The organism is Bacillota bacterium (genome assembly GCA_030019365.1).
Taxonomy (GTDB): domain Bacteria; phylum Bacillota; class Sulfobacillia; order JACIYH01; family JACIYH01; genus JACIYH01.
Genome location: JASEFA010000001.1, coordinates 122698 through 142159, shown reverse-complemented (window position 1 = coordinate 142159; position 19462 = coordinate 122698). Strand labels below are relative to the sequence as shown.

The window sequence follows — 19462 nt, the reverse complement described above, 5'->3', positions numbered from 1 at the left end:
AAGATCCTTGCTTGTTGACGCCAACATGGTTTGCTACCTGAGCACCTTTCCGCCGCGGCGTTGCGGCCTGGCCACCTTCGTGTCCAACCTCATGGCCGGCGTAGAGGCCGCCGGATGGCAGAGCCGGGTGATCGCGGTAAGCGACCACGGGGGCGCATACGATTACGGCAGGGTCGTCATCGGCGAGATCCGCCAGGGCCACCCCGCGGACTACCGGGCGGCCGCCGACTTCCTGAACCGGGCCGGCTGCCCGGTGGTGAACCTCCACCACGAGTACGGCATCTTCGGCGGCGAGCACGGCGAGACGGTGCTGGAGCTGGTGGATCGCCTGCAGCGCCCGCTGGTGGTAACCCTGCACACCGTACTCTCCCGCCCGCTACCCGCCCAGCGCGAGATCATCCGCAGGCTGGGGGAACGCTCGGCTGCCCTGTTGGTGATGACGGAGACCGGCCGCCGCCTGCTCGGGGAGGTATACGGCATCGACCCCTCCCTGGTGCAGGTGATACCTCACGGCGTGCCCGCCGTGCGGGCGTGGAGCCGCCGGGAAATCAGGCGGCGCCTGGGTCTGGCGGGAAGGCAGGTGCTGTGCACCTTCGGGCTCATCAACCCGGGCAAGGGCATCGAATACATGCTCCGCGCCCTGCCCGGCATCGTGAGGCGGCATCCGCGGGTGCTCTACCTGGTGCTGGGACAGACCCACCCTGTGGTGAGAAAGCTCTACGGGGAAAGCTACCGGCAGCACCTGGCGGGCCTGGCGGCCGACCTGGGGGTGAGCGAGCACGTGTGCTTCCTGGACTCCTACCTCACCGAGGCGGAGCTCACTGACTACCTGCTGGCCGCCGACGTGTACGTCACCCCTTACCTGGGGGAAGACCAGATCGTATCCGGCACCCTGGCATACGCCCTGGGACTGGGGAAGGCCATCGTCTCCACGCCCTATCTGCACGCCCGGGAGCTGCTGGCGGGAAACCGGGGGCTGCTGGTGGAGTTCCGCAACGCCAACGCCATCGAACACGCGGTCAACCGCATCCTGGGGTCCTTCCGGCTGCGCCGGCAACTGGGGCAACGGGCGGCGGCCCTGGGCATGACCATGACCTGGCCCCGGGTGGGCGCTCGCTACGCGAGCCTGTTCAGGGAGGTAACGGGAAGGAGCAAGGGGTATGAGCGCGTCCGACAGCTTACCGTCCCCCATCTTGCACTGGGACCACCTGCTGCGCCTGACGGACTGCACCGGCCTCATCCAGCACGCCACCTATTCCCTGCCGGACCTGGCCAGCGGGTACACCACCGACGACAACAGCCGAGCCCTGGCACTCCTGATGAGGGTGCCAAGCACGTGCGCTGACCCCCGCCTGGCTGCCCTGGCCGAGCGGTACCTGGCCTTCCTCGCTTACGCCCAGAACCCCACCGGGTGGTTCCGCAACTTCATGGACTACTCCAGGCGCTTCCTGGACGAGGATGGCTCCGAAGACTGCTTCGGCCGCGCCCTGGGGGCGTGCGTGGAGGTCATGGCCTCACCCCGGGCCGGCCCCGGCTCCCGCCTCCTGGCCGGGCGTCTCTGGGCACGGGCCCTCCCTCACGTCGCGGCCCTGAGGGCTCTCCGCGCCCAGGCCCTCACCCTGGTGGCGCTGCGGCGCCATCACGAGGCATCCCCCGACCACGCCACCGGGGTGCTGGCCCACCGCCTGGGGCAACGCCTGCTGGCCGCTTACCGGGCGGCAGCGGCCCCGGGGTGGCACTGGTTCGAGGAGACCATGACCTACGCGAACGGCGTTCTCCCCCAGGGGATGCTGGCTGCGTACGTGATCACCGGACGCCGCAGCTACCTGCGCGTGGCCAGGGAAAGCCTGGACTTCCTCGACGACTGCTGTTTCCGGCCCGGCTGCGCCAAACTGGTGGGAAACCGGCACTGGTACCGGCGGGGCGGCGCGCCCGCCGACTTCGACGAGCAACCGCTGGATGCCGCCCATCTGGTGGAAGCCAACCTGGAGGCATACCTGGTGACCGGAGCGACCCGCTACCGGGAGCTGGCCCACCGGGCGGCAGCCTGGTTCCAGGGCCAGAACCAGCTGGGGGTTTCCCTGCTGGACCCGGCCACCGGCGGCTGTTACGACGGCCTTACCCCCGAGGGGGTCAACCTGAACCAGGGGGCGGAATCCCTGCTCGCCTGCCTGTGGACCCAGGTCCTCATGCGGGAGTTGGAGGTCACCCCGGAGGCGCTGCCGGCGGCAGGCACTTCCTGACGGCCAAGGGGGTTCAAGCATGAAGTTGAGAGATGCCCTGTTGTCGCAGAGGGTGCACGAGGTCCTGGGGCAGATAGCCCCGCTCTCCGGCGCACCCATCCGGGCCGTGGCCCAGGACGGGGTGGTGCGGCTGCGCGGGACGGTGGGTTCCGCCCGCGAAGCCCGGCTGGCGGAGACCATCGTGTCCGGGTTGACGGGCGTGCGCAAGGTGATCAATGAGCTGGAGGTGAGGGGACCGGCCGGTTTCCCGCACCCGTATGGCGTCACGGAAGGCGTTTTCCACGCCGACTTCACCCTGACCCGGGACGAAGACGACAGGCTGGAGGTGTGAAGGGTGCCTTACGGCAGCTTCTCTCCCGATGGCCGGGAGTACGTGATCAACCGTCCCGACACCCCCCGGCCCTGGGCAAACTACCTCACCAACGGGCATTACTGCGCCCTCATCTCCCAGACCGGGGGAGGCTACTCCTTTTTCGGGAGCTCCGGCTACCACCGCATCACCAGAGCGCACCCGGCCGACATGCTGGTTTCGGACCGGCCGGGCCGTTACATCTACCTGCGCGACCAGGACACCGGGGAGGTCTGGTCGCCGGGCTGGCAACCCGTGCAGGCGCCATACGACCGGTGGGAGTGCCGTCACGGGCTGGGCTACACCCGTATCCACTGCCTGGCCGGCGAGATAGAGCAGGAGGTGACCTTCTTCGTCCCCCGCGGCGACGACCTGGAGATTTGGTGGGTCAGGCTTACCAACCGCTCCGCCCGGCCCCGCCACCTGGCCGTGTTTTCCTATCTGGAGTGGGCCCTGGGCAGCTTCCCCTACGACCTGCTGGAAAGCACCTTTGCCTCCCTGTTCAAGCGGGTGGAATGGACCGACAGCACCCTCCTGGCGGAAAACCGGCTGTGGGAGGTGGCCACCCGCCCCACCAGGCCCCACGTCTCCTGGCCGGCGGTGGCTTTCACCTGTTCCAGCCTGCCCGTGGAGAGCTTTGACGGGCTGCGGGCTGCCTTCGTGGGACCGGGGCGGTGTCTCTCCCGCCCGGTGGCCGTCGAGCGCGGCCGCTGTAGCAACTCCCAGGGCCCGGGCCAGGACGCGGCAGGAGCCCTGCACTCCTCCCTGCGCCTGGAACCGGGTGAGACCCGGGAGTTCGTCATCCTGGCCGGGGCTGCTCCCGACCGGGGATCCATCACCGGCCTGCGGCGAAAGTACCTGGACCTGAACGAAGTGCGGCGGGCGTATGCCCACGTATGCGGCTACTGGGACGACCACGTGGGGCGCCTGTGGGCCTCCACCCCCGATGAGGACTTCGACCTGGCCCTCAACATCTGGTCCAAGTATCAGTCCTGGGTCACCTTCCACTGGTCGCGCATGGTCTCGTATTACATCGGGGGCGGGTCCGTGATCGGCTTCCGCGACAGCTGCCAGGACCTGCTGGGCATCCTCCCCATGGAGCCAGGGGCGGCCGCCCGTAAGCTGCGGGAAATGCTGCGCCATCAGTTTTCCGATGGCGGCTGCCTGCACAACTGGGACCCTGTTTCCGACACCGGGCCCCGCACCGGCCACTCCGATGACGCCCTCTGGCCCGTGCTGGCCGTCATCGCCTACCTCAAGGAGACCGGGGACCTGGACTTCCTTCAGGAAGTGGTGCCCTTCTACGGAGGAGGCGAGGGCACCGTCCACGACCACCTGGGCCGGTCCCTGGAGTACACCCTGGGACGGGTGAGCGCCCGCGGGCTCCCCCTCATAGGGGCGGCCGACTGGAACGACGGGCTGGACCAGGTGGGCGTCGAGGGCCGGGGCGAGAGCGTGATGACCGCCGAGTTCCTGGCCTGGATGCTCCGGGATATGGCCGCCCTCGAGGATCACCTGGGAAACCGGGAGCCGGCCCACCGCTACCGGGCGCGGGCCGACGAAATCTCACGGCTGGTGAACGAGCACTGCTGGGACGGCGAGTGGTACGTACGGGGCACCACCGACCGGGGGGACGCCTTCGGCAGCCACTTCAACCGCTGGGGTCGCATCTACGTGAACGCCCAGACCTGGGCCGTGCTCAGCGGCCTGGCGCCTCCCGAGCGCGCCCTGGCGGCCATGGATTCCGTATGGAAGCATCTGGACACTCCTTACGGGCCCGCCCTTTTCCTCCCTGCCTACCAGGAGCCGGACGAGAGCCTGGGCATCATCACCATGTTCGCCCCCGGCGCCAAGGAGAACGGTGCCGTCTTCAACCATCCGGTCACCTGGGCCATCCTGGCGGAAGCCAGGCTGGGCCGCGGCGACCGCGCCTACGAGTGGTTCCGCAAGAGCTCCTTCATCACCGCCTCCGCCGACCCCGACCGCTACCTGGCCGAACCATATGTCTACGCCGAGTACGTCCACGGCCCCGACTCCCCCTGGTTCGGCCGGGGCGAGTTCACCTGGACCACCGGCACCGCCGCCTGGGCCCAGATCGCGGGTTATCAGGGCATCCTGGGAGCCCGGCCCGAGCTGGACGGGTTGCGCATCGACCCCGCCATTCCCCCGGAATGGGACGGCTTCCGGCTGCGCCGGGCCTTCCGCCGGGCCGTCTACCTGATCGAAGTGGAAAACCCCGGGCACGTCAGCCGCGGCGTGGAGAGGGTCTACCTGGATGGTGACGAGTTGCCCACCAATCTCCTTCCCCCCCTGGAGGACGGAAGGGAGCACCGCGTGCGCGTCATCATGGGCCCCACCAGCCCATAGCGCCTGCAGAAAGACCAGGGGCCCGGGAACTCCGGGCCCCGACGGGTGAAGTCATACTCTCCGGGCGCCAGGCGGTCATCCCGAGCCTCAGTGTGAGGGAAGGCGGGAGAGCAGGTCGGCCAGGGCTTCCAGCTCCCGCTCGGCCACGTAGAAGGCGGTGGAGATGCGGCAGCAGGGCGGCTCCGGTATGGTGCGCAGCTGCAGTCCCGCCCGGGCACACTCCTCCTGCACCCGCTGCGGGGTGTATCCCTCTGCCTGGAAGGAAACCAGGCCGGCCGGCTCCAGGCCCGGCTCTGGGGAAGGCGTCACCAGCTTCACCCCGGGGAGTCCCCCGAGCAGGGCCTGGGCCCGCGTTGCCAGGTACGCGGTGCGGGTGTGGATCTCGGCCCAGCCCAGGGACCCCAGCCAGCGCAGCGACGCCAGCCATCCCGCATACGCGGGGATGAACCTGCCCGCTACCTCAAAGCGCCGGGCCCCCGGCACGGGAACGAAGTACCCTGTGGTCTCCCACCGCTCCGTCCCCGCGTAGCCAATGGCGGGAAGCTCCAGAGCACCGAGGATCTCGTCCCGCACCAGCAGCGCTCCCGTCCCCACCGGCCCGCACAGCCATTTCTGGCCCGGCACGGCATAGAAGTCCACCCCCAGGGCTCCCACATCCACGGGAATCGCCCCCGCCGACTGGGCTCCGTCCACCAGCACCGGGATGCCCCGGTCGTGGGCCAGCCGCGTGATCTCCGCCAGCGGCAGCACCGCGCCTGTGCCGAAGGCCACGTGGGAGAGAGCCACCAGGCGGGTGCGGGGCCCCACGGCGCGGCCCAGCCGCTCCGCGAGTTCCCCGGGAGTGCCATGTCCCCACCCCAGGTCCACCACCCGCAGCACCACCCCGTACCGCCTGCGCAGGAGGTAAAGGGGCAGTAGCAGGCCGGGGTGTTCGAGGTTCGTGGTCACCACCTCGTCGCCCGGCTGCCACCGCATGGCGGCCAGCGCCACGTTCATGGCGTCGCTGGTGCTGTATGTAAGGGCCACCTGGTGGAATCCCACCCCGAAGAAGCCCGCCAGCTCCTGGCGCAGTTCCCCCAGGACCTGTTCGCCCCATTCCGAGTGCCAGGGGTAGCGCCGCCCCTGCTCCAGTTCGCGGCGGACCCCGTCCGCCACCGCCTCTGCCGCCACCTGGGGGAGCAGGCCGTTGGTGCCCGTGTTCAGATAGCCGGCCCGCGCCTTCTCCGGGATCTGCCCTTCCACCACCATCCGGTCCTTTGGCATCTCCGGGCTCTGGCCCTCCGCCAGCATCCCGTCCCGCCGGATCTCCCTCGACATCGCCCTCCCCCTCCCGGCAGGGTCTTTCTCACCGGCCACGCGCCCAGATTATATCCCACCGGAGCGATACGGGGGAGCGCCACCCCTCCACGGTCCCGTGTCGGGCCCCGCGCCGGCCGGGATACTGCGACGGCAAACCGGCCACATTCATCAGGGGAGTCGCTCGCGACGGCTCGCCGTCGCCACCCCCCGTGAAGAGTTCCTTTGCAGGGGAAACAGGTAGTGCCGGACGGCATCCTGATCGGCGGGGGGCACAACAACCTCATCACCGGAATATACCTGGCGCGGGCAGGCTGGAAGGTGGCCATCTTCGAGCGCGACCACCAGATCGGCGGCTGCCTGAGGACGGACGAGGCTACCCTGCCGGGCTTCCGCCACGACGTGCTGGCCGGATTCCACAACCTGATCTTCCTTTCACCCGCCTACCGCGAACTGCGGGGGGAGCTGGAACAGCACGGCCTGAAATACATCCGCGCCCGGATCCCCTCGGCCAGTCTCTTCCCCGATGGCGAAACCATCTACCTCTACGGCGATGTCGAGGCGACCCGGGCCAGCATCGCCCGCTACTCGCGGGCGGACGCCGAGGCCTGCCGGGAGCTTTTTGCCACCTACAGCCGCGTGCGCGATTCCCTGGCCGGAGTGCTCAGCTCACCCCCGCCTTCACTGCCAGCCGCTCTCAAGGCGCTCGGCATCCGCTCTTCCCTGGGTCCGCGAGGCAACATGCAGTTCCTCAGGATGCTCCTCCTTCCGCCCCGCGACTTCGCGGCGTACTGGTTCGAGAATCCCCGGGTGCAGGCCTGGTTCGTCCCCAAAGCCCGGCACACGGATGCCGGCCCGGAAACGGTCGGGGGAGCACTGGCGGGCTGGCTGTACATGTGCCTGGGCATGGACCCGGAAGCCGGCCTGGCCACTCCCGCCGGAGGAGGCAACCGCCTGGCGCAGGCCCTGGCGGGTTTGTTCCGCTCTCTCGGCGGCGAGATCCATACCGGCCGGGAGGTCAAGAAGATCGTCGTCCGCCGCGGAGCGGCCGCAGGTGTGCAGCTGGAAGACGGCACGGCGGTGGAAGCGCGCCGGGCGGTCATCGCGGGCCTGGCGCCCACCCGCCTGTTTCTGGAGTTGGTGGGGGCTGACCGACTGCCTGCCGGGTTCGTCCCCCTGGTGATGAAGTACCGTTACGGCCTGTCGCTGATGAAAATCGACCTGGCCCTGGCCGCCAGGCCGGAGTGGATAGGCAGCCCCGAACTGGAGCGGGCGGCCGCCATCCACCTGGCGCCCTCCGTCGACCACGCGTCCCTGGCCTACAACGAGGGCTTGCGGGGGTACCTCCCCCGCGAGCCTCTTCTGGTGGTGGGCCAGCACTCCGCCCTGGACCCCGGCCGCGCTCCGCCAGGAAAATGTGTGCTCTGGGTCCTGGCCCGGCCGGCCCCGTATCAGGTGAGGGGCGATGCCGCCGGGCAAATCAGGGGCCAGGCCTGGGATCGCATCAAGGAAAGCTATGCCGACAGGATAATCGACATCCTCAGCCGTTACTGCCCCAATCTGAAGGGGCAGATCCTGGGCCGGCGGGTGCTCTCACCCCTGGACATGGAGCGGCTCAACCCCAACCTGGTGCACGGTGACACGGGTTCGGGCAGCCTTCACCTGGACCAGGCCCTGCTCTTCCGGCCGTTCCCCGGCTGGTCCCGCTATCGTACTCCTATCCGCCGCCTGTACCTCACCGGAGCAGCCACCCATCCGGGTCCCGGGGTCATGGGCAACTCCGGATATGCCCTGGCCCGCATGCTCACCCGCTGAAACCGTCCCCGTCCTGCCCGGAAGCCTCCCTGAGGCCCGCTCAGAGACCGCCTGGTAGCAGGAGCGCCAGGGCAACCATGACGCCGAACCTGACCCTCCGCCCGGTTCAGGCCAGCTGGTGGAAGGCCGGCTTCACCTCCGGAGGGATGGCAGGGCGGTAGGGCCTGGCCTGCGTGCGCTTGCGGAACTCAGCCAGCGCCAGATCGAGCGCATCCCCGTGCAGGAGCAGGTTCAGGCCGGCCTGCGCCAGCACGCGGGCGGCAGCCAGCATGCCCGCGTGGCCGATACCCATGCCCGCCTGGGCCGTGAACTGCCAGGAGTGCCCGGGCGTGCCCAGGGCGGCGCAGGTGGTGGTGAACTGGGCAGTGGGGCAGCACCAGCTCACATCACCGACGTCGGTGGAGCCGCGGGGCGGCAGATCCTCCCGCATGGTAACCACCGTGTCGTTGAGCACCTGCGCCCGCAGGAGATCCTTCGATTCCTCGTCAAGGGGCAACTCGTCGATGATGCCCGGCTTCTGCCCGGGAGGGAAGCTCTCCGCGACGCGCCGGGCGAAATCCAGCTCCGCCTCCCCGAAGCGGGGCACCCCGGCCACCGCCATGGCCTCTTCCAGCACCTTCTCCAGGGCCCGGTTGGGGAGCAGGTTGTAGATGCCGTCCAGCAACTCCACTTCGTAAGTGGTATCGGTCATGAGGGCGGCGCCCTCCGCGCACTTCAGCACCCGTTCGTAGACCTCTTCCACCTGGTGGCGCTCGGGGGCGCGCACGTAGTACCACACGCTGGCCCGGGCGGGCACCACGTTGGGCTGCAGCCCCCCGTCCCTGATCACGTAGTGCACGCGAGCCTTCTCCGGGATGTGCTCGCGCAGGTAGTTCACGCCCACGTTCATGAGCTCCACCGCATCCAGGGCGCTGCGGCCCAGGTGAGGCGCCCCGGACGCGTGCGATGCCCGCCCGTGAAAGGTCACGTTCATGGAGTTGAGGGCCAGGGAACTACCGGTGCGCACCAGGTTCATGGCGCCGGGATGCCAGGTGAGGCAGGCGTCCAGGCCCCTGAAGAGACCATCCCGGGCCATGAAGGCCTTGCCGCTGAAGTTCTCTTCCGCCGGGCAGCCGAAGTATTTGAGGGTGCCAGAAAGACCCCGCTCCTCCATCTCCTGCTTGAGGGCAATCACCGCCCCCAGGGCCCCCACCCCCAGGAGGTTGTGCCCACAGCCGTGGCCGGGTCCCTCCGGCACCAGTTCCTCCCTCACCGGAGAAACCCTCTGGGAAACGCCGGGCAGGGCGTCATACTCGCCCAGAAATCCTATGGCAGGCCGCCCCTCGCCCCAGGTGGCCACGAAGGCGGTGGGCATGCCCGCCACGCCCCGCTCTACCCGGAATCCCGCTGTCTCGAGTTCGTCGGCGAGAAGCCCGGCCGACCGGTCCTCGTGCAGCCCCAGTTCGGCGAACTGCCAGATGCGGTCGCTCAGTTCCGTCAGCCGGTCCCTGCTCCCCTCAATCCACACAAATGCCCGCTCAGCCCGGTCCACTGCCGTCCCGCCTTTCCAGAGTGTAGCTCCTAGATTCCGGCCGCCAAACTGCCGGAGCGGCTGCGATGCGCCTGGGCAGGTAGGCATAGCTGCGTTCGGGGTCGACCGAGGAGCGCGCGTAGATCTCGGGAAGAGTCCCGGCCAGCCTGGCACCCATCTGTTCGTACAGGCTGGCTCCGGTGCTGTCGATCCCCACCACCAGAGGTCCCAGATCCGTAACCCGCAGGACCCACACCGCCTCCGGCAACCCCAAGTCCGCCCAGGCCAGATGCTCCACCCTCTGCACCCGGTCGGCATAGAGGGCGGCACATCCCCCCGTCATGGTGAGGTAACAGCAACCGACCTCCGCCATCGCCCTGGCAGCGGGGGCACCCATGGTACCCTTGCCCACGACCATCCTGATCTGCAGAAGACGGATCAGGGCAGCACCCAGCTCCGTGAAACGGGAGCTGGTGGTGGGCCCCGCAGACCGAACCACCCATTCCTCCCCGGCGCGACTGACCACGGGGGCGCAGTGCCAGAGCACTCCCCGGTGCAGGTCGAAGGGAAGCTCCTCCCCGCGCTCCAGCATGTCCACTGCCCGCCGGTGCGCCATGTCGCGCATGGTATGCACCGGGCCGGTGTAGTGGACGACGTCCCCCACCCTCAGATCGCGCACAGCCTGTTCGGTCAGAAGCCCCTCCAGCCTGACTTCCCGCACCGCCCGTCAGCCTCCCTTCCCGCTCGAGCCCTGCCCCCGCTCAGCGCGGGTGAGGAACACCAGAAGATGGCCCTCGCCAGGACCGCTCTCGCATCTCAGCCAGCGTGGGTCAGGAACAGCACCCTGCCGTCTCCGTAGATCCTGGCCGCTGCGTAACGCGCCGCCCAGCACTGCATGAAAACCGACACCGGCACCACCGCCGTATGGGCCCCGCAGATCTCAACATGGACCGCCAGGGCATAGGTCTTCCCCCCCAGCCCCATGGGACCCAACCCCGTCTCGTTGACCGCCTGCAGCATCTCCTCTTCCAGCGCCGCCACCTGGGGCTCGGAGTGGCGGGTACCCAGGGGGCTGCGGAAGAGGGCTCTCTTGGCAATGTGGGCGGATTGATCGGCCGTCCCGCCGATGCCCACCCCGATGATAACCGGAGGACAGGGTTCCCCCATGCTGTCCTGCACCACGTCGAGCACGGCCTTCGCCGCCGCCCGGCCGGCGTCCTCGCTGGTGAGAACCCAGCACTGGGCCGCCCGCATCTCGGCCCCGAATCCCTTGGGAACGAACATCATCTCCAGGTAGTCCGCCCCGGGCAGGAAGTCCCAGTGCACGATGGGCACCCCCCAGCCGGTGTTGGTGCCGGAATTGCGCCGGGTGAGCGGGTGGATGACGTTCTGCCGCAGGGGCACGTCCTCCGTTGCCCGCCGGACAGCTTCCTCCAGCACCCGCGCGGGGTCCCCCTCTATCCTGACCTCAGAGCCCAGGGAGAGGAAGAAAACCGGTACCCCCGTGTCCTGGCACAGGGGTACCCCCTTCTCTTCCGCCACGCGGGCATTCTGCAGCATCGCCCCCAGTTGCTGCCGGGCCAGCATGCTCTCTTCCCGGTCGCACGCTTCGGCCAGGGCCCGCCGGACGTCATCGGGCAGGACCACCGCCGCCTGGCGGATCAGGCGCCCGGCCACCTCACCAATCAGTTCATCTCCGATCGTGCCCCCCACGCCCGTCACCCCCTGCGGCCCGTTACGCCTGATGCCCGAAACAGGACATGAGCTCGCCCATGTCGGCCACGGATTCCAGGGAACGCGCCCGCTCGATCAGTCCTTCGGCCGCTGTGTCCCCGACCACTGGCACGACCAATGCACGGAACTTCTCCTCCAGTTCGTCGGTCCCCAGGGGGTTTTCCGGGTCCCCGCGGGGATGATGGGTTTCTCCGGTCAGCTCACTGCCATCGTTCATACGCACCGTCACCCGGGCGGGCCAGCGGGTCGGATACACCGCGTCGAACGCCGGGTTCACCACCACTTGCACCCGCTCCATCACCCCCTTGATGTCCGGGTCCTCCAGCGCCCCGGTACTGAATTCGCCGGGCCCCGCTCTCCCCCGGCAGATGGCAAGGGCCACGCAGAAGGGAAGGCTGAATTTGGCGCTGTACACGCTGGCGGGTCGGGGGTTGCCGGCCACGTCCAGGGCGACCGAGTATGTGTGCACCAGAACGGAGGAGACGGCGGCGGGATCAGGTCGATGGCGGCGCACCACCTCCAGGGCGGCATCGACGGCGGGATGGGTGTGCCGGCAGGAAGCGTGTACCTTGAAGGAAACTCCCGTGATCTTGAAGGATTCTCCCAGGCCTTCTCCCACCCGGCTCTCGTCGAAGGTCGCGGCGGTGGCCCGGAAGAAGCCCTTCTCCCCCTCCAGGATGCGGGAGGCTGCGCTGAACCCCTCCCGGGCGAGCAGGGCTGACAGCACCCCGTTCATGGCCGCCTTGCCCGGGTGAAGGTGCTTGCTCATGGCCCCATCGGCGATGAACTCCCACAGTCCGGCGGCCTGGGTACCGGCGCTCCCCAGGGCGGAAGCGATCCCCTCACCGTCCAGGCCCAGCAGCTTCGCGCTGGCCGCCGCCGCTCCGAAGGTCCCGCAGGTAGCGGTGGTATGCCAGTAGCGATAATGCGAGGGAGTCACCGCTTCCGCCACCCGGATGGCCACCTCGTACCCCGCCACCACTGCGGCCATGAACTCCCGGCCGGTCGCCCCCACCATCTCGGCCGCGGCCAGGGCGGCCGGGATGACCGCCGCACCGGGATGCATGATCGACTCCCGGTGGACGTCGTCCAGCTCCACCACGTGGGATACCGCACCGTTGTACAGGGCAGCACCGGTGACGGGAAGGCGGAGGCCGACTGGCACCAGGGTTGCCTGGGGGTGACCGCCCAGGGCCTCCACCACCGCCAGCATGATGCGGCCGGGGGCGCTCGCGCTGCCCGCGATGGCCGACCCCAGCCAGTCCAGGAAACACCGCCGCGCCGCTGCTACCGCCGCGGGTGGCAACCGGGCGGCGTCCGCCCCGGCGGCAAACTCCCCCAGCATGTGGGATAGACTCCGGTACATTCCACCACCCCCTGCGCAGGACGTGTTACCGGCAGGCGCGGCATGCCGTGGCCAGACGCACTGCCGCCGGGCACGGGCCGGCACCCTGCTGGATCACCACGCCTCAACCGGCCCTGCCCATGGCTTCCCGCACCAGCGGTATGAGGTCTTCGAAATCCTCCGCCACCAGCGCCCCCGCCTCCCGCAGCCGGGATATCTTGGCCGAGGGCCTGCCCACCTTCCCCGATATCAGGGCAGCCGCATGCCCGAACACCGTTTCTTCCGGCAGCTCCTCCACAAAGCGACCGGCCACGAAACCCACCAGGGGCTTGGTGAAGCCGCCCTGTTCCACGAAGTCGGCCGCTTCTTCCTCCAACGTGGTACCCGGTTCCCCGAACATGACCACCGCCCGGGTTTCCGGGTCGGCCTGGAACATCTGGAGCAGATCACGGGGGGTGCTCCCGATGAGGGCGTCTCCCCCGATGCTCACGGCCGTGCTTACCCCAAAGCCAGCCCTCTTCACCATCCAGGCCAGCTCGGCTGTCATCCCCCCGCTGCGGGAGATCACCCCCACGGGACCGGGGAGGAAGCACCTTTCCGGGTTGTCGCCCCCGATGGCGCCCAGCTTCACCCGTTCCCCGGGGCTGATGATGCCCACGGAATTGGGGCCCACCACCCTGACCCCCGCCCGGCGGGCCAGGGCCAGCAGCTTCATGGCATCGTGGCGGGGAACGTTCTCCGTGGGAATGAAGGCGAACCTGATGCCGCAGGCCACCGCCTCCGCCACGGCATCGTAAACGAAGGCCGGAGGAACATAGGTTACGGCGGTGTCGATCCGGTGATACCGGCAGGCAGCAGCCAGGGTGTCGTGGACCGGAACCCCGCATACCTCCTGCCCGCCCTTGCCGGGAGTAACCCCGGCCACGATGCGGGTGCCGTAGGCCAGGGTGTGGCGCGTCACCATGGAAGCCTCCCTGCCGGTGATACCCTGGATGACTATCTGGGAGTGCCTGTTCACCAGGATGGCCATCATCCCACCTCCGAACCCGCGCCCGCGCATTCCCTCACCCTGGCCACGATCCGCCTGGCCGCCTCCGCCAGCGTTATCTCGTCGCCGTAATACTCCACACCCCTGTCCTGGAAAAGCCTGCGCGCCCGCTCCTCGTTGACCCCAGCCTCCCGCGCCACCACCGGGAACGAGCGCGCATCCAGGCCCAGCTCGTCCAGGGCGCGCACCACCCCCTCGGCCACCAGGTCCACCTGGGTGTTGTTGGTGATGTTGTGGGCCACCAGCAGGCCTCTGACGCCCGGTTTGGAGAGAATGGCCCGGGCGATACCGTATACCTTGTCCGCGGTGGGGTTACCCCCCACCTCGCTGTAGTTGGCGGGTCGACCGCCCGCCTGCCGCAGGGCGTCAAAGAGGAGCAGGCTGGCACCGCCTCCGCCGCAGAGAAAGCCGATGTCGCCCCCCTCCATCTCGGTGTACCGGGCCGTACCGCGGTAGGGATCGGCGTCGTTGACCGCCACCACCTGCTTCTCCAGCCCCGTGAGCGGCCGCCAGGTGCGCTCCATGCCCGGCTGGACCCGGCCGGCCAGTTCCGAGTGGCGGAACACGGCGGCATCGTCCACGCCCATCAGGACGGCCGCCGGGATTGCCTTTCCCTCCCGGGTCACCACCAGCGGGTTGACTTCCAGGATGTAGGCATCAAGGCTGACGAACAGGCGGTGCAGCCGGGCGGTCAGGCTTCCCAGTTGCGGCAGGAGGCTGCCTCCCACTCCTGCGTCGTACCACAACTGGCGGGCGGCGAAGTCGGGCAGCCCGTCGAGGGGGTCGACATGGATAGTTCTCACCTTCTCCGGGTGGAGCCGGCTCAGCTCTTCCACATCCATGCCGCCCGCGCTGCCGGCGATCACGGCCGTGGCCTGGCGCCCGCTAGCGATGGTGAAGGCGAGGTAGAGCTCCCGGTCCACATCCAGGCGCTCTTCCACCAGCACCTGCTCGACGGGGTAGCAGGCCAGGTTCGTGCCCAGCAGCTTCTCGGCGCAGCGCGCCGCCTCCCCAGCGTCCCCGGCAAAGAGAATCCCTCCGGCCCGGCCCCGCTTGCCCGCGGGGACCAGCGCCTTGACCACCACCGGCCCCCCCAGGCGCAGGGCGGCCTGCTCAGCCTCCCGGGGTTCGCGGGCCACTTCGTACCGGGGAACCGTGAGGCCCGCCTGCCGCAACAGATCCAGCGCCTGGCTTTCCAGCAGCCTTGCCACCGCCTATTCCTCCCTCGCTCCCGCGGCCCGGGCCAGCGCCAGGACCCGCCTGGCCCGGGCGGCCACGGGGTAGTCGATGAACTTGCCCTCCACCTGGATGGAAGAGCAGCCAGCCTCCTCGGCGGCAGTGAATGCCTCCACCACCCTGCGCGCCCATGCCACCTCTTCGGGAGAGGGCGAGAAAACCCGGTTCACCGGCGCGATCTGATCGGGATGGATGACCAGCTTGCCGCCGAATCCGAGGGCGCGGGCCTCCCGGGCCTCCCGCTCCAGGCCCTCGCCGTCCCGGATGTCGGGATACACCGTGTCCACGGGAGGCTCGAGCCCCGCCGCCCGGCAGGTCACCGCCAGGCGGGCGCGCGCGTGTCCCAGCGCCTCGGCCGCCCCGGCATGGGATACCCCCAGGTCCAGGCTGTAGTCGATGGCCCCGAAGGCAATCCGCCCCGGAGCCGGCAGGGCCGCGGCCACCTCCCCCGCCCTCTCCACCCCACGGGCCGTTTCCACCAGGGCCACCAGCTCCACCGTCCCCTCCTCCAGGCCGTGCCGGCCCTGGAGCTGGCCCAGCAGCCAGGCCGCGATGTGCACGTCGCGCGCCGACTCCACCTTGGGGATCATCACCCCGTCCAGACCGGGCCGCACCACGGCTTCCAGGTCGTCCAGGGCCAGGCCCGTGTCCAGCCCGTTGACGCGGATGTACAGGCGGGGATGCCGGGGCAGGGAGAGGGCCTCCCGCGCCATCTGCCGGGCCGTACCCTTCTCGCTCGCGGCCACGGCATCTTCCAGGTCGAGGATGACGGCGTCCGCTTCCAGCCCCAGGGCTTTCTCAACCCGCCGGGAGTGATTGGCAGGTACGAAGAGCCAGCTTCTCAGGATCGGTCCCGACATGCCCCATCTCCCCCTAATACTTGCGCGCCTCGGGCTGCCACTTCGTGATCACCACCGGCCGGTACTCCAGCCGGGGACCGTCGGGGGTCGGGCGCGCCACCGTGTGCTTGAGCCAGTTCGTATCGTCCCGCTCGGGGTAGTCCCGCCGGAAGTGGGAACCCCGGCTCTCGGTGCGGGTCACCGCACCCAGGGCAATCACCTCCGCCAGGTCCAGCATGGCAGGAAGCTCCAGGGCCCCCATCAGCTCCAGGTTGTACCGCCTTCCTTTGGCCTCCACCCGCGCCCCCTTCACCCGCTCCTTGAGCTCGCGGATCTCCTCCACCGCCTCCCGCATGAGACCTTCCTGCCGGAATATCCCCACCTTCTCGAACATCACCTGCTTCATCTCTTCCCGGATGGTGGCCATCTTCTCCCCGTCTTCCCGCCCCAAGAGCTCGCCAATGCGGTCCTCCACCTCCGCCACCGCCCTGTCCAGCGCGCCGTCGCCCGCACCCGTCTTCTCCAGACCCCCCACGTAGCGCAGGGCGGCCGCCCCCGCCAGCTGCCCGAACACCACCGTCTCCAAAAGCGAGTTGCCGCCCAGGCGGTTGGCCCCGTGCACGCTCACGCAGGCACACTCCCCCGCAGCATAAAGGCCGGGCAGCTCGGAGGCACCGTCTCTGTCTACGTCCAGGCCCCCCATGGTGTAGTGCTGGGCGGGCTGGATGGGGATGGGTTTCTCGATGGGGTCCACCCCGGCGAAATACATGGCGATCTCCCGGATGGCGGGCAGCCTCTCCTTGATCTTCTCCGCCCCCAGATGCCGCAGGTCAAGGTGCACGTAGGCGTCCTCAAACCCCCGCCCCTCGTCGATCTCGGTCTGGATGGACCGGGCCACGATGTCCCGCGGCCCCAGCTCCATCGCCTTGGGGGCATAGCGGGCCATGAACCGCTCCCCGTCCCGGTTCAGAAGGTACCCACCCTCGCCCCGGGCCGCCTCGGAGATGAGCACGTTGTTGGGGTAAAGCGACGTGGGATGGAACTGCACGAACTCCATGTCCTTGAGCGGCACCCCCCGCCGGTAGCAAAACGCCGCCGCGCTCCCCGTATTGATGTGAGAGTTGGTGGAGCGCACAAAGAGGCGACCGGCGCCCCCGGTGGCCACGATCACCGCCTCGGCCCCGAATGCCTCCACCCGCCCCGACACCATGTCCATGGCCACCACCCCCCGGCAGCGGCCCCCGGACACGACCAGGTCGAGCATCAGCCACTCTTCGTACACCCGCACATCGCGCTTCACCACCTGCTCGTACAGGGTGTGCAGCATGGCGTGGCCGGTACGGTCCGCCGCGTAACAGGTGCGGGGGAAGCCCGCGCCGCCGAAGGGACGCTGGGCGATCTTGCCCTCCGGGGTCCGCGAAAAGGGACAGCCCCAGTGCTCGATCTCGTAGATGCGCTCTGGGGCCAGGCGCGTCATCAGCTCCGCCGCGTCCTGGTCCGCCAGGTAGTCCGAACCCTTTACCGTGTCGAAGGCATGACGATCCGAGCTGTCTTCCTTGCCCTCCGGAACGTTAGCCAGCGGTGCGTTCACGCCCCCCTGGGCGGCCACCGAGTGGGAGCGCACCGGGTGCACCCGCGTCAGCACCGCCACGTCCTCACCGGCCGCCTCGATGGCCGCCCGCAGTCCGGCCAGTCCCGCTCCCACCACCAGGATGCGATGATATGGCATGTCAGCTACCCCCTGAGAAAGGTGGCATGTCAGTTACCCCTGAGCAAGGCCGCATGTCGGCTACCCCCTGAGCAAGGCCGTGATGGGTGGCACCCCGTACACCAGGGCTCCCAGCCCCACCAGCACCAGTACCACCGTCAGCACCGCCGCCGCGGAGCGGGACACCCGGAAGTCCAGGATGACCGTGCGCAGGCCGTTCAGCCCGTGGAACAGGGCGAACGCCAGAAGTAGAACATCGGACACCAGGTACAAGAGCCACTGCAGCTTGAGGTGGACCCCGGCGAAGGTGATCTCCGCCCCTGGAGACACGTGATGCTGGACCACCCAGTGCAATCCCAGGGCAAAGACCAGGACAGCACCGCTTGCCCGCTGCAGAATCCAGGCCCAGGTGCGCAATTCCTTCACCCCCTAGGCCACCCGCGAGGTGGACCCCGCGAACAGCGGCATCAGCATCTGCACCGCGCCCATCACGAACAGCACCACCACCACCACCACGGTGGCATACCACCAGGCCCGGTGCACCCGGATGCCGTAGCCCAGGTCGAACAGGATGATGCGGATGCCGTTGACGCCGTGGTACAGCACGCAGGCCAGCAGACCCACCTCCAGCGCCCGCCAGAAGGGCGTGCCCAGGGTGACCATGATGGCGTCGAAGGCTCCCGGGCTCACCGCCGCCCGCCCGATCACCCAGATGTGAAGGAGCAGGTAGAACAGGATAAGAAGCCCCGTCACCCGGTGCAGCACCCAGCCCCACATGCCGGGACGCAGGTACGCCGGCACCAGGTCGGGATTGCGCATGAAGATGCCCCGCGGTTTGTACATCAACTGTCACCTCCCCTGGCTATGGCCACTGCCCTGGCCGCTGCCTCCTCCATCTGCCGGAAGGCGGCAATGCCGTGATCGCGCAACAACGCCGTGCCCTGTTCCTCGTTGGTGCCCACCAGCCGCACCACCAGGGGCACGGGCAGACCTCGCTCCGACTTCACCTTCACGATGGCCCGGGCCACTTCGTCACAGCGCGTGATGCCCCCGAAGATGTTGATCAGGATGACCCTGGGGTGGGTCTCCAGGAGCACGCCGATGGCCTGGGCCGTGGGTTCCGCCGCTGCCCCCCCACCCGCATCCAGGAAGTTGGCGGGCCGGCCCCCGTAGCGGGCCAGCACGTCCAGGGTCGCCATGGTGATCCCGGCCCCGTTGGCCATCACCGCGATGTCGCCCTCAAGCTGCACGAAGGAAAGACCCAGCTCCCTCACCCGCCGCTCGAGGTCGGTGCCCTCCTCCACCCGGGGCAGGTCGCGGTGGCGGTAAAGGGCCTCGTCGTCCACGTTCAGGCGGGCGTCGGCCGCCACCAGCCGCCGTCCGGCGGCTACCGCCAGGGGGTTGATCTCCACCAGTTCGGCGTCGTAGCGCCGGAACACCCCCCACACGCGCAGGGCGATGTCCTCGAACTGGCGCGCCAGGCTCCCTTCCAGCCCGAGCCGGCGCGCCAGCACCCTGGCCGTGTAAGGCTGCATCCCCCAGGTTATGTCGAGGGTCTTTTTCACGATGGCCCGCTCGGGCACTTCCTCGATGGCCATACCCCCCTGGCCTGACGCGATGACGAGAGGACGGCGGGCGCTGCCCTCCACCGCCATGCCCAGGTACAGCTCCTTCTCGATGATCAGCTTCTCTTCCACCAGGAGCCTGTCCACCCGGTAGCCGCGCAACTCCGACCCCAGCAGCCGGGCCGCCGCCTCCCGCGCTTCCTCCGGCGTGTCGGCAAAGGCGATGCCCCCCGCTTTCCCCCGCGCCCCGGCCAGGATCTGCGCCTTGATGGCCACAGGCCCGATCTCGGCCGCGGCGCGGGCGGCCTCGTCGGGCGCCTGGCACGGCCGCCCGGCCGGCACGGGGATACCTGCGCCCCGGAAGATATCTTTGGCCAGATATTCGTAAAGTTTCATAACTGCGCCTC

Annotated in this window: 17 protein-coding genes; 5 read left to right on the top strand and 12 right to left on the bottom strand. The window is 69.1% G+C overall.

Features of this window, described 5'->3' with window-relative positions; translation table 11 throughout:
* Window positions 1-7 precede the first annotated feature (7 nt).
* The 4 genes from QME70_00670 to QME70_00655 are packed head-to-tail and all read left to right on the top strand — an operon-like array spanning window position 8 to window position 4959.
* Window positions 8-1345, top strand: a complete 1338-nt coding sequence (locus QME70_00670) for a glycosyltransferase family 4 protein (protein MDI6893119.1) — start codon at window positions 8-10, stop codon at window positions 1343-1345.
* Window positions 1320-2243 carry a glycosyltransferase gene (locus QME70_00665; GenBank protein MDI6893118.1) on the top strand — a complete coding sequence of 308 codons (924 nt, stop codon included), beginning with the start codon at window positions 1320-1322 and terminating at the stop codon, window positions 2241-2243. Before QME70_00670 ends, QME70_00665 begins: the two co-directional genes overlap by 26 nt.
* Before the next feature lie 19 nt (window positions 2244-2262).
* Complete coding sequence (locus QME70_00660; GenBank protein ID MDI6893117.1) at window positions 2263-2574, top strand: BON domain-containing protein; 312 nt, start codon at window positions 2263-2265, stop codon at window positions 2572-2574.
* A 3-nt stretch (window positions 2575-2577) separates the two neighbouring features.
* Window positions 2578-4959 carry a glycosyl transferase family 36 gene (locus QME70_00655; protein ID MDI6893116.1) on the top strand — a complete coding sequence of 794 codons (2382 nt, stop codon included), beginning with the start codon at window positions 2578-2580 and terminating at the stop codon, window positions 4957-4959.
* Between the two features lie 87 nt (window positions 4960-5046).
* Here the strand turns inward: QME70_00655 and QME70_00650 are convergent, their stop codons facing one another.
* Window positions 5047-6276 (bottom strand): aminotransferase class V-fold PLP-dependent enzyme, encoded by a 1230-nt coding sequence (locus tag QME70_00650; GenBank protein ID MDI6893115.1) that lies wholly within the window; start codon window positions 6274-6276, stop codon window positions 5047-5049.
* A 222-nt stretch (window positions 6277-6498) separates the two neighbouring features.
* On the opposite strand from QME70_00650, the gene QME70_00645 reads away from it, so the two are divergent.
* A complete protein-coding gene (locus QME70_00645) occupies window positions 6499-8070 on the top strand; it encodes an NAD(P)/FAD-dependent oxidoreductase (protein ID MDI6893114.1) in 1572 nt (523 codons plus the stop codon).
* Window positions 8071-8176: 106 nt separating this feature from the next.
* On the opposite strand, the gene QME70_00640 is transcribed toward QME70_00645, so the two are convergent.
* From QME70_00640 to sucC, 11 genes are all read right to left on the bottom strand, one after another.
* Window positions 8177-9601 carry a M20 family metallopeptidase gene (locus QME70_00640; GenBank protein MDI6893113.1) on the bottom strand — a complete coding sequence of 475 codons (1425 nt, stop codon included), beginning with the start codon at window positions 9599-9601 and terminating at the stop codon, window positions 8177-8179.
* Window positions 9588-10301, bottom strand: coding sequence for a FumA C-terminus/TtdB family hydratase beta subunit (locus QME70_00635; GenBank protein MDI6893112.1), 714 nt, complete (start codon window positions 10299-10301; stop codon window positions 9588-9590). The genes QME70_00640 and QME70_00635 overlap by 14 nt, the downstream gene beginning before the upstream one ends.
* A 95-nt stretch (window positions 10302-10396) precedes the next feature.
* On the bottom strand, window positions 10397-11293 hold the full coding sequence (locus QME70_00630; protein MDI6893111.1) for a fumarate hydratase: 897 nt from the start codon (window positions 11291-11293) through the stop codon (window positions 10397-10399).
* A 22-nt stretch (window positions 11294-11315) separates the two neighbouring features.
* Window positions 11316-12680: an MmgE/PrpD family protein gene (locus tag QME70_00625; protein ID MDI6893110.1), complete on the bottom strand. Its 1365-nt coding sequence runs from the start codon at window positions 12678-12680 to the stop codon at window positions 11316-11318.
* Between the two features lie 103 nt (window positions 12681-12783).
* A complete protein-coding gene (locus QME70_00620) occupies window positions 12784-13689 on the bottom strand; it encodes a CoA-binding protein (protein MDI6893109.1) in 906 nt (301 codons plus the stop codon).
* Window positions 13689-14918, bottom strand: coding sequence for an ATP citrate lyase citrate-binding domain-containing protein (locus QME70_00615; protein ID MDI6893108.1), 1230 nt, complete (start codon window positions 14916-14918; stop codon window positions 13689-13691). Before QME70_00615 ends, QME70_00620 begins: the two co-directional genes overlap by 1 nt.
* A 3-nt stretch (window positions 14919-14921) precedes the next feature.
* Window positions 14922-15803, bottom strand: coding sequence for a CoA ester lyase (locus tag QME70_00610; GenBank protein MDI6893107.1), 882 nt, complete (start codon window positions 15801-15803; stop codon window positions 14922-14924).
* 13 nt (window positions 15804-15816) lie between these two features.
* On the bottom strand, window positions 15817-17511 hold the full coding sequence (locus QME70_00605) for an FAD-binding protein (GenBank protein MDI6893106.1): 1695 nt from the start codon (window positions 17509-17511) through the stop codon (window positions 15817-15819).
* A gap of 60 nt (window positions 17512-17571) precedes the next feature.
* Window positions 17572-17916 carry a hypothetical protein gene (locus QME70_00600; protein ID MDI6893105.1) on the bottom strand — a complete coding sequence of 115 codons (345 nt, stop codon included), beginning with the start codon at window positions 17914-17916 and terminating at the stop codon, window positions 17572-17574.
* 3 nt (window positions 17917-17919) lie between these two features.
* Entirely contained in the window at window positions 17920-18333 is a 414-nt protein-coding gene (gene sdhC, locus QME70_00595; protein ID MDI6893104.1) for a succinate dehydrogenase, cytochrome b556 subunit, read from the bottom strand.
* A complete protein-coding gene (sucC, locus tag QME70_00590) occupies window positions 18333-19451 on the bottom strand; it encodes an ADP-forming succinate--CoA ligase subunit beta (GenBank protein MDI6893103.1) in 1119 nt (372 codons plus the stop codon). The genes sdhC and sucC overlap by 1 nt, the downstream gene beginning before the upstream one ends.
* Window positions 19452-19462: the final 11 nt, after the last annotated feature.

Bases quoted from the DNA above. Each gene is read 5' to 3' on its own strand.
- QME70_00665 (MDI6893118.1), top strand. From the start codon at position 1,320: ATGAGGGTGCCAAGCACGTGCGCTGACCCCCGCCTGGCTGCCCTGGCC.
- QME70_00660 (MDI6893117.1), top strand. From the start codon at position 2,263: ATGAAGTTGAGAGATGCCCTGTTGTCGCAGAGGGTGCACGAGGTCCTG.
- QME70_00650 (MDI6893115.1), bottom strand. From the start codon at position 6,276: ATGTCGAGGGAGATCCGGCGGGACGGGATGCTGGCGGAGGGCCAGAGC.
- QME70_00625 (MDI6893110.1), bottom strand. From the start codon at position 12,680: ATGTACCGGAGTCTATCCCACATGCTGGGGGAGTTTGCCGCCGGGGCG.
- QME70_00620 (MDI6893109.1), bottom strand. From the start codon at position 13,689: ATGGCCATCCTGGTGAACAGGCACTCCCAGATAGTCATCCAGGGTATC.
- QME70_00610 (MDI6893107.1), bottom strand. From the start codon at position 15,803: ATGTCGGGACCGATCCTGAGAAGCTGGCTCTTCGTACCTGCCAATCAC.
- QME70_00605 (MDI6893106.1), bottom strand. From the start codon at position 17,511: ATGCCATATCATCGCATCCTGGTGGTGGGAGCGGGACTGGCCGGACTG.
- sdhC (MDI6893104.1), bottom strand. From the start codon at position 18,333: ATGTACAAACCGCGGGGCATCTTCATGCGCAATCCCGACCTGGTGCCG.
- sucC (MDI6893103.1), bottom strand. From the start codon at position 19,451: ATGAAACTTTACGAATATCTGGCCAAAGATATCTTCCGGGGCGCAGGT.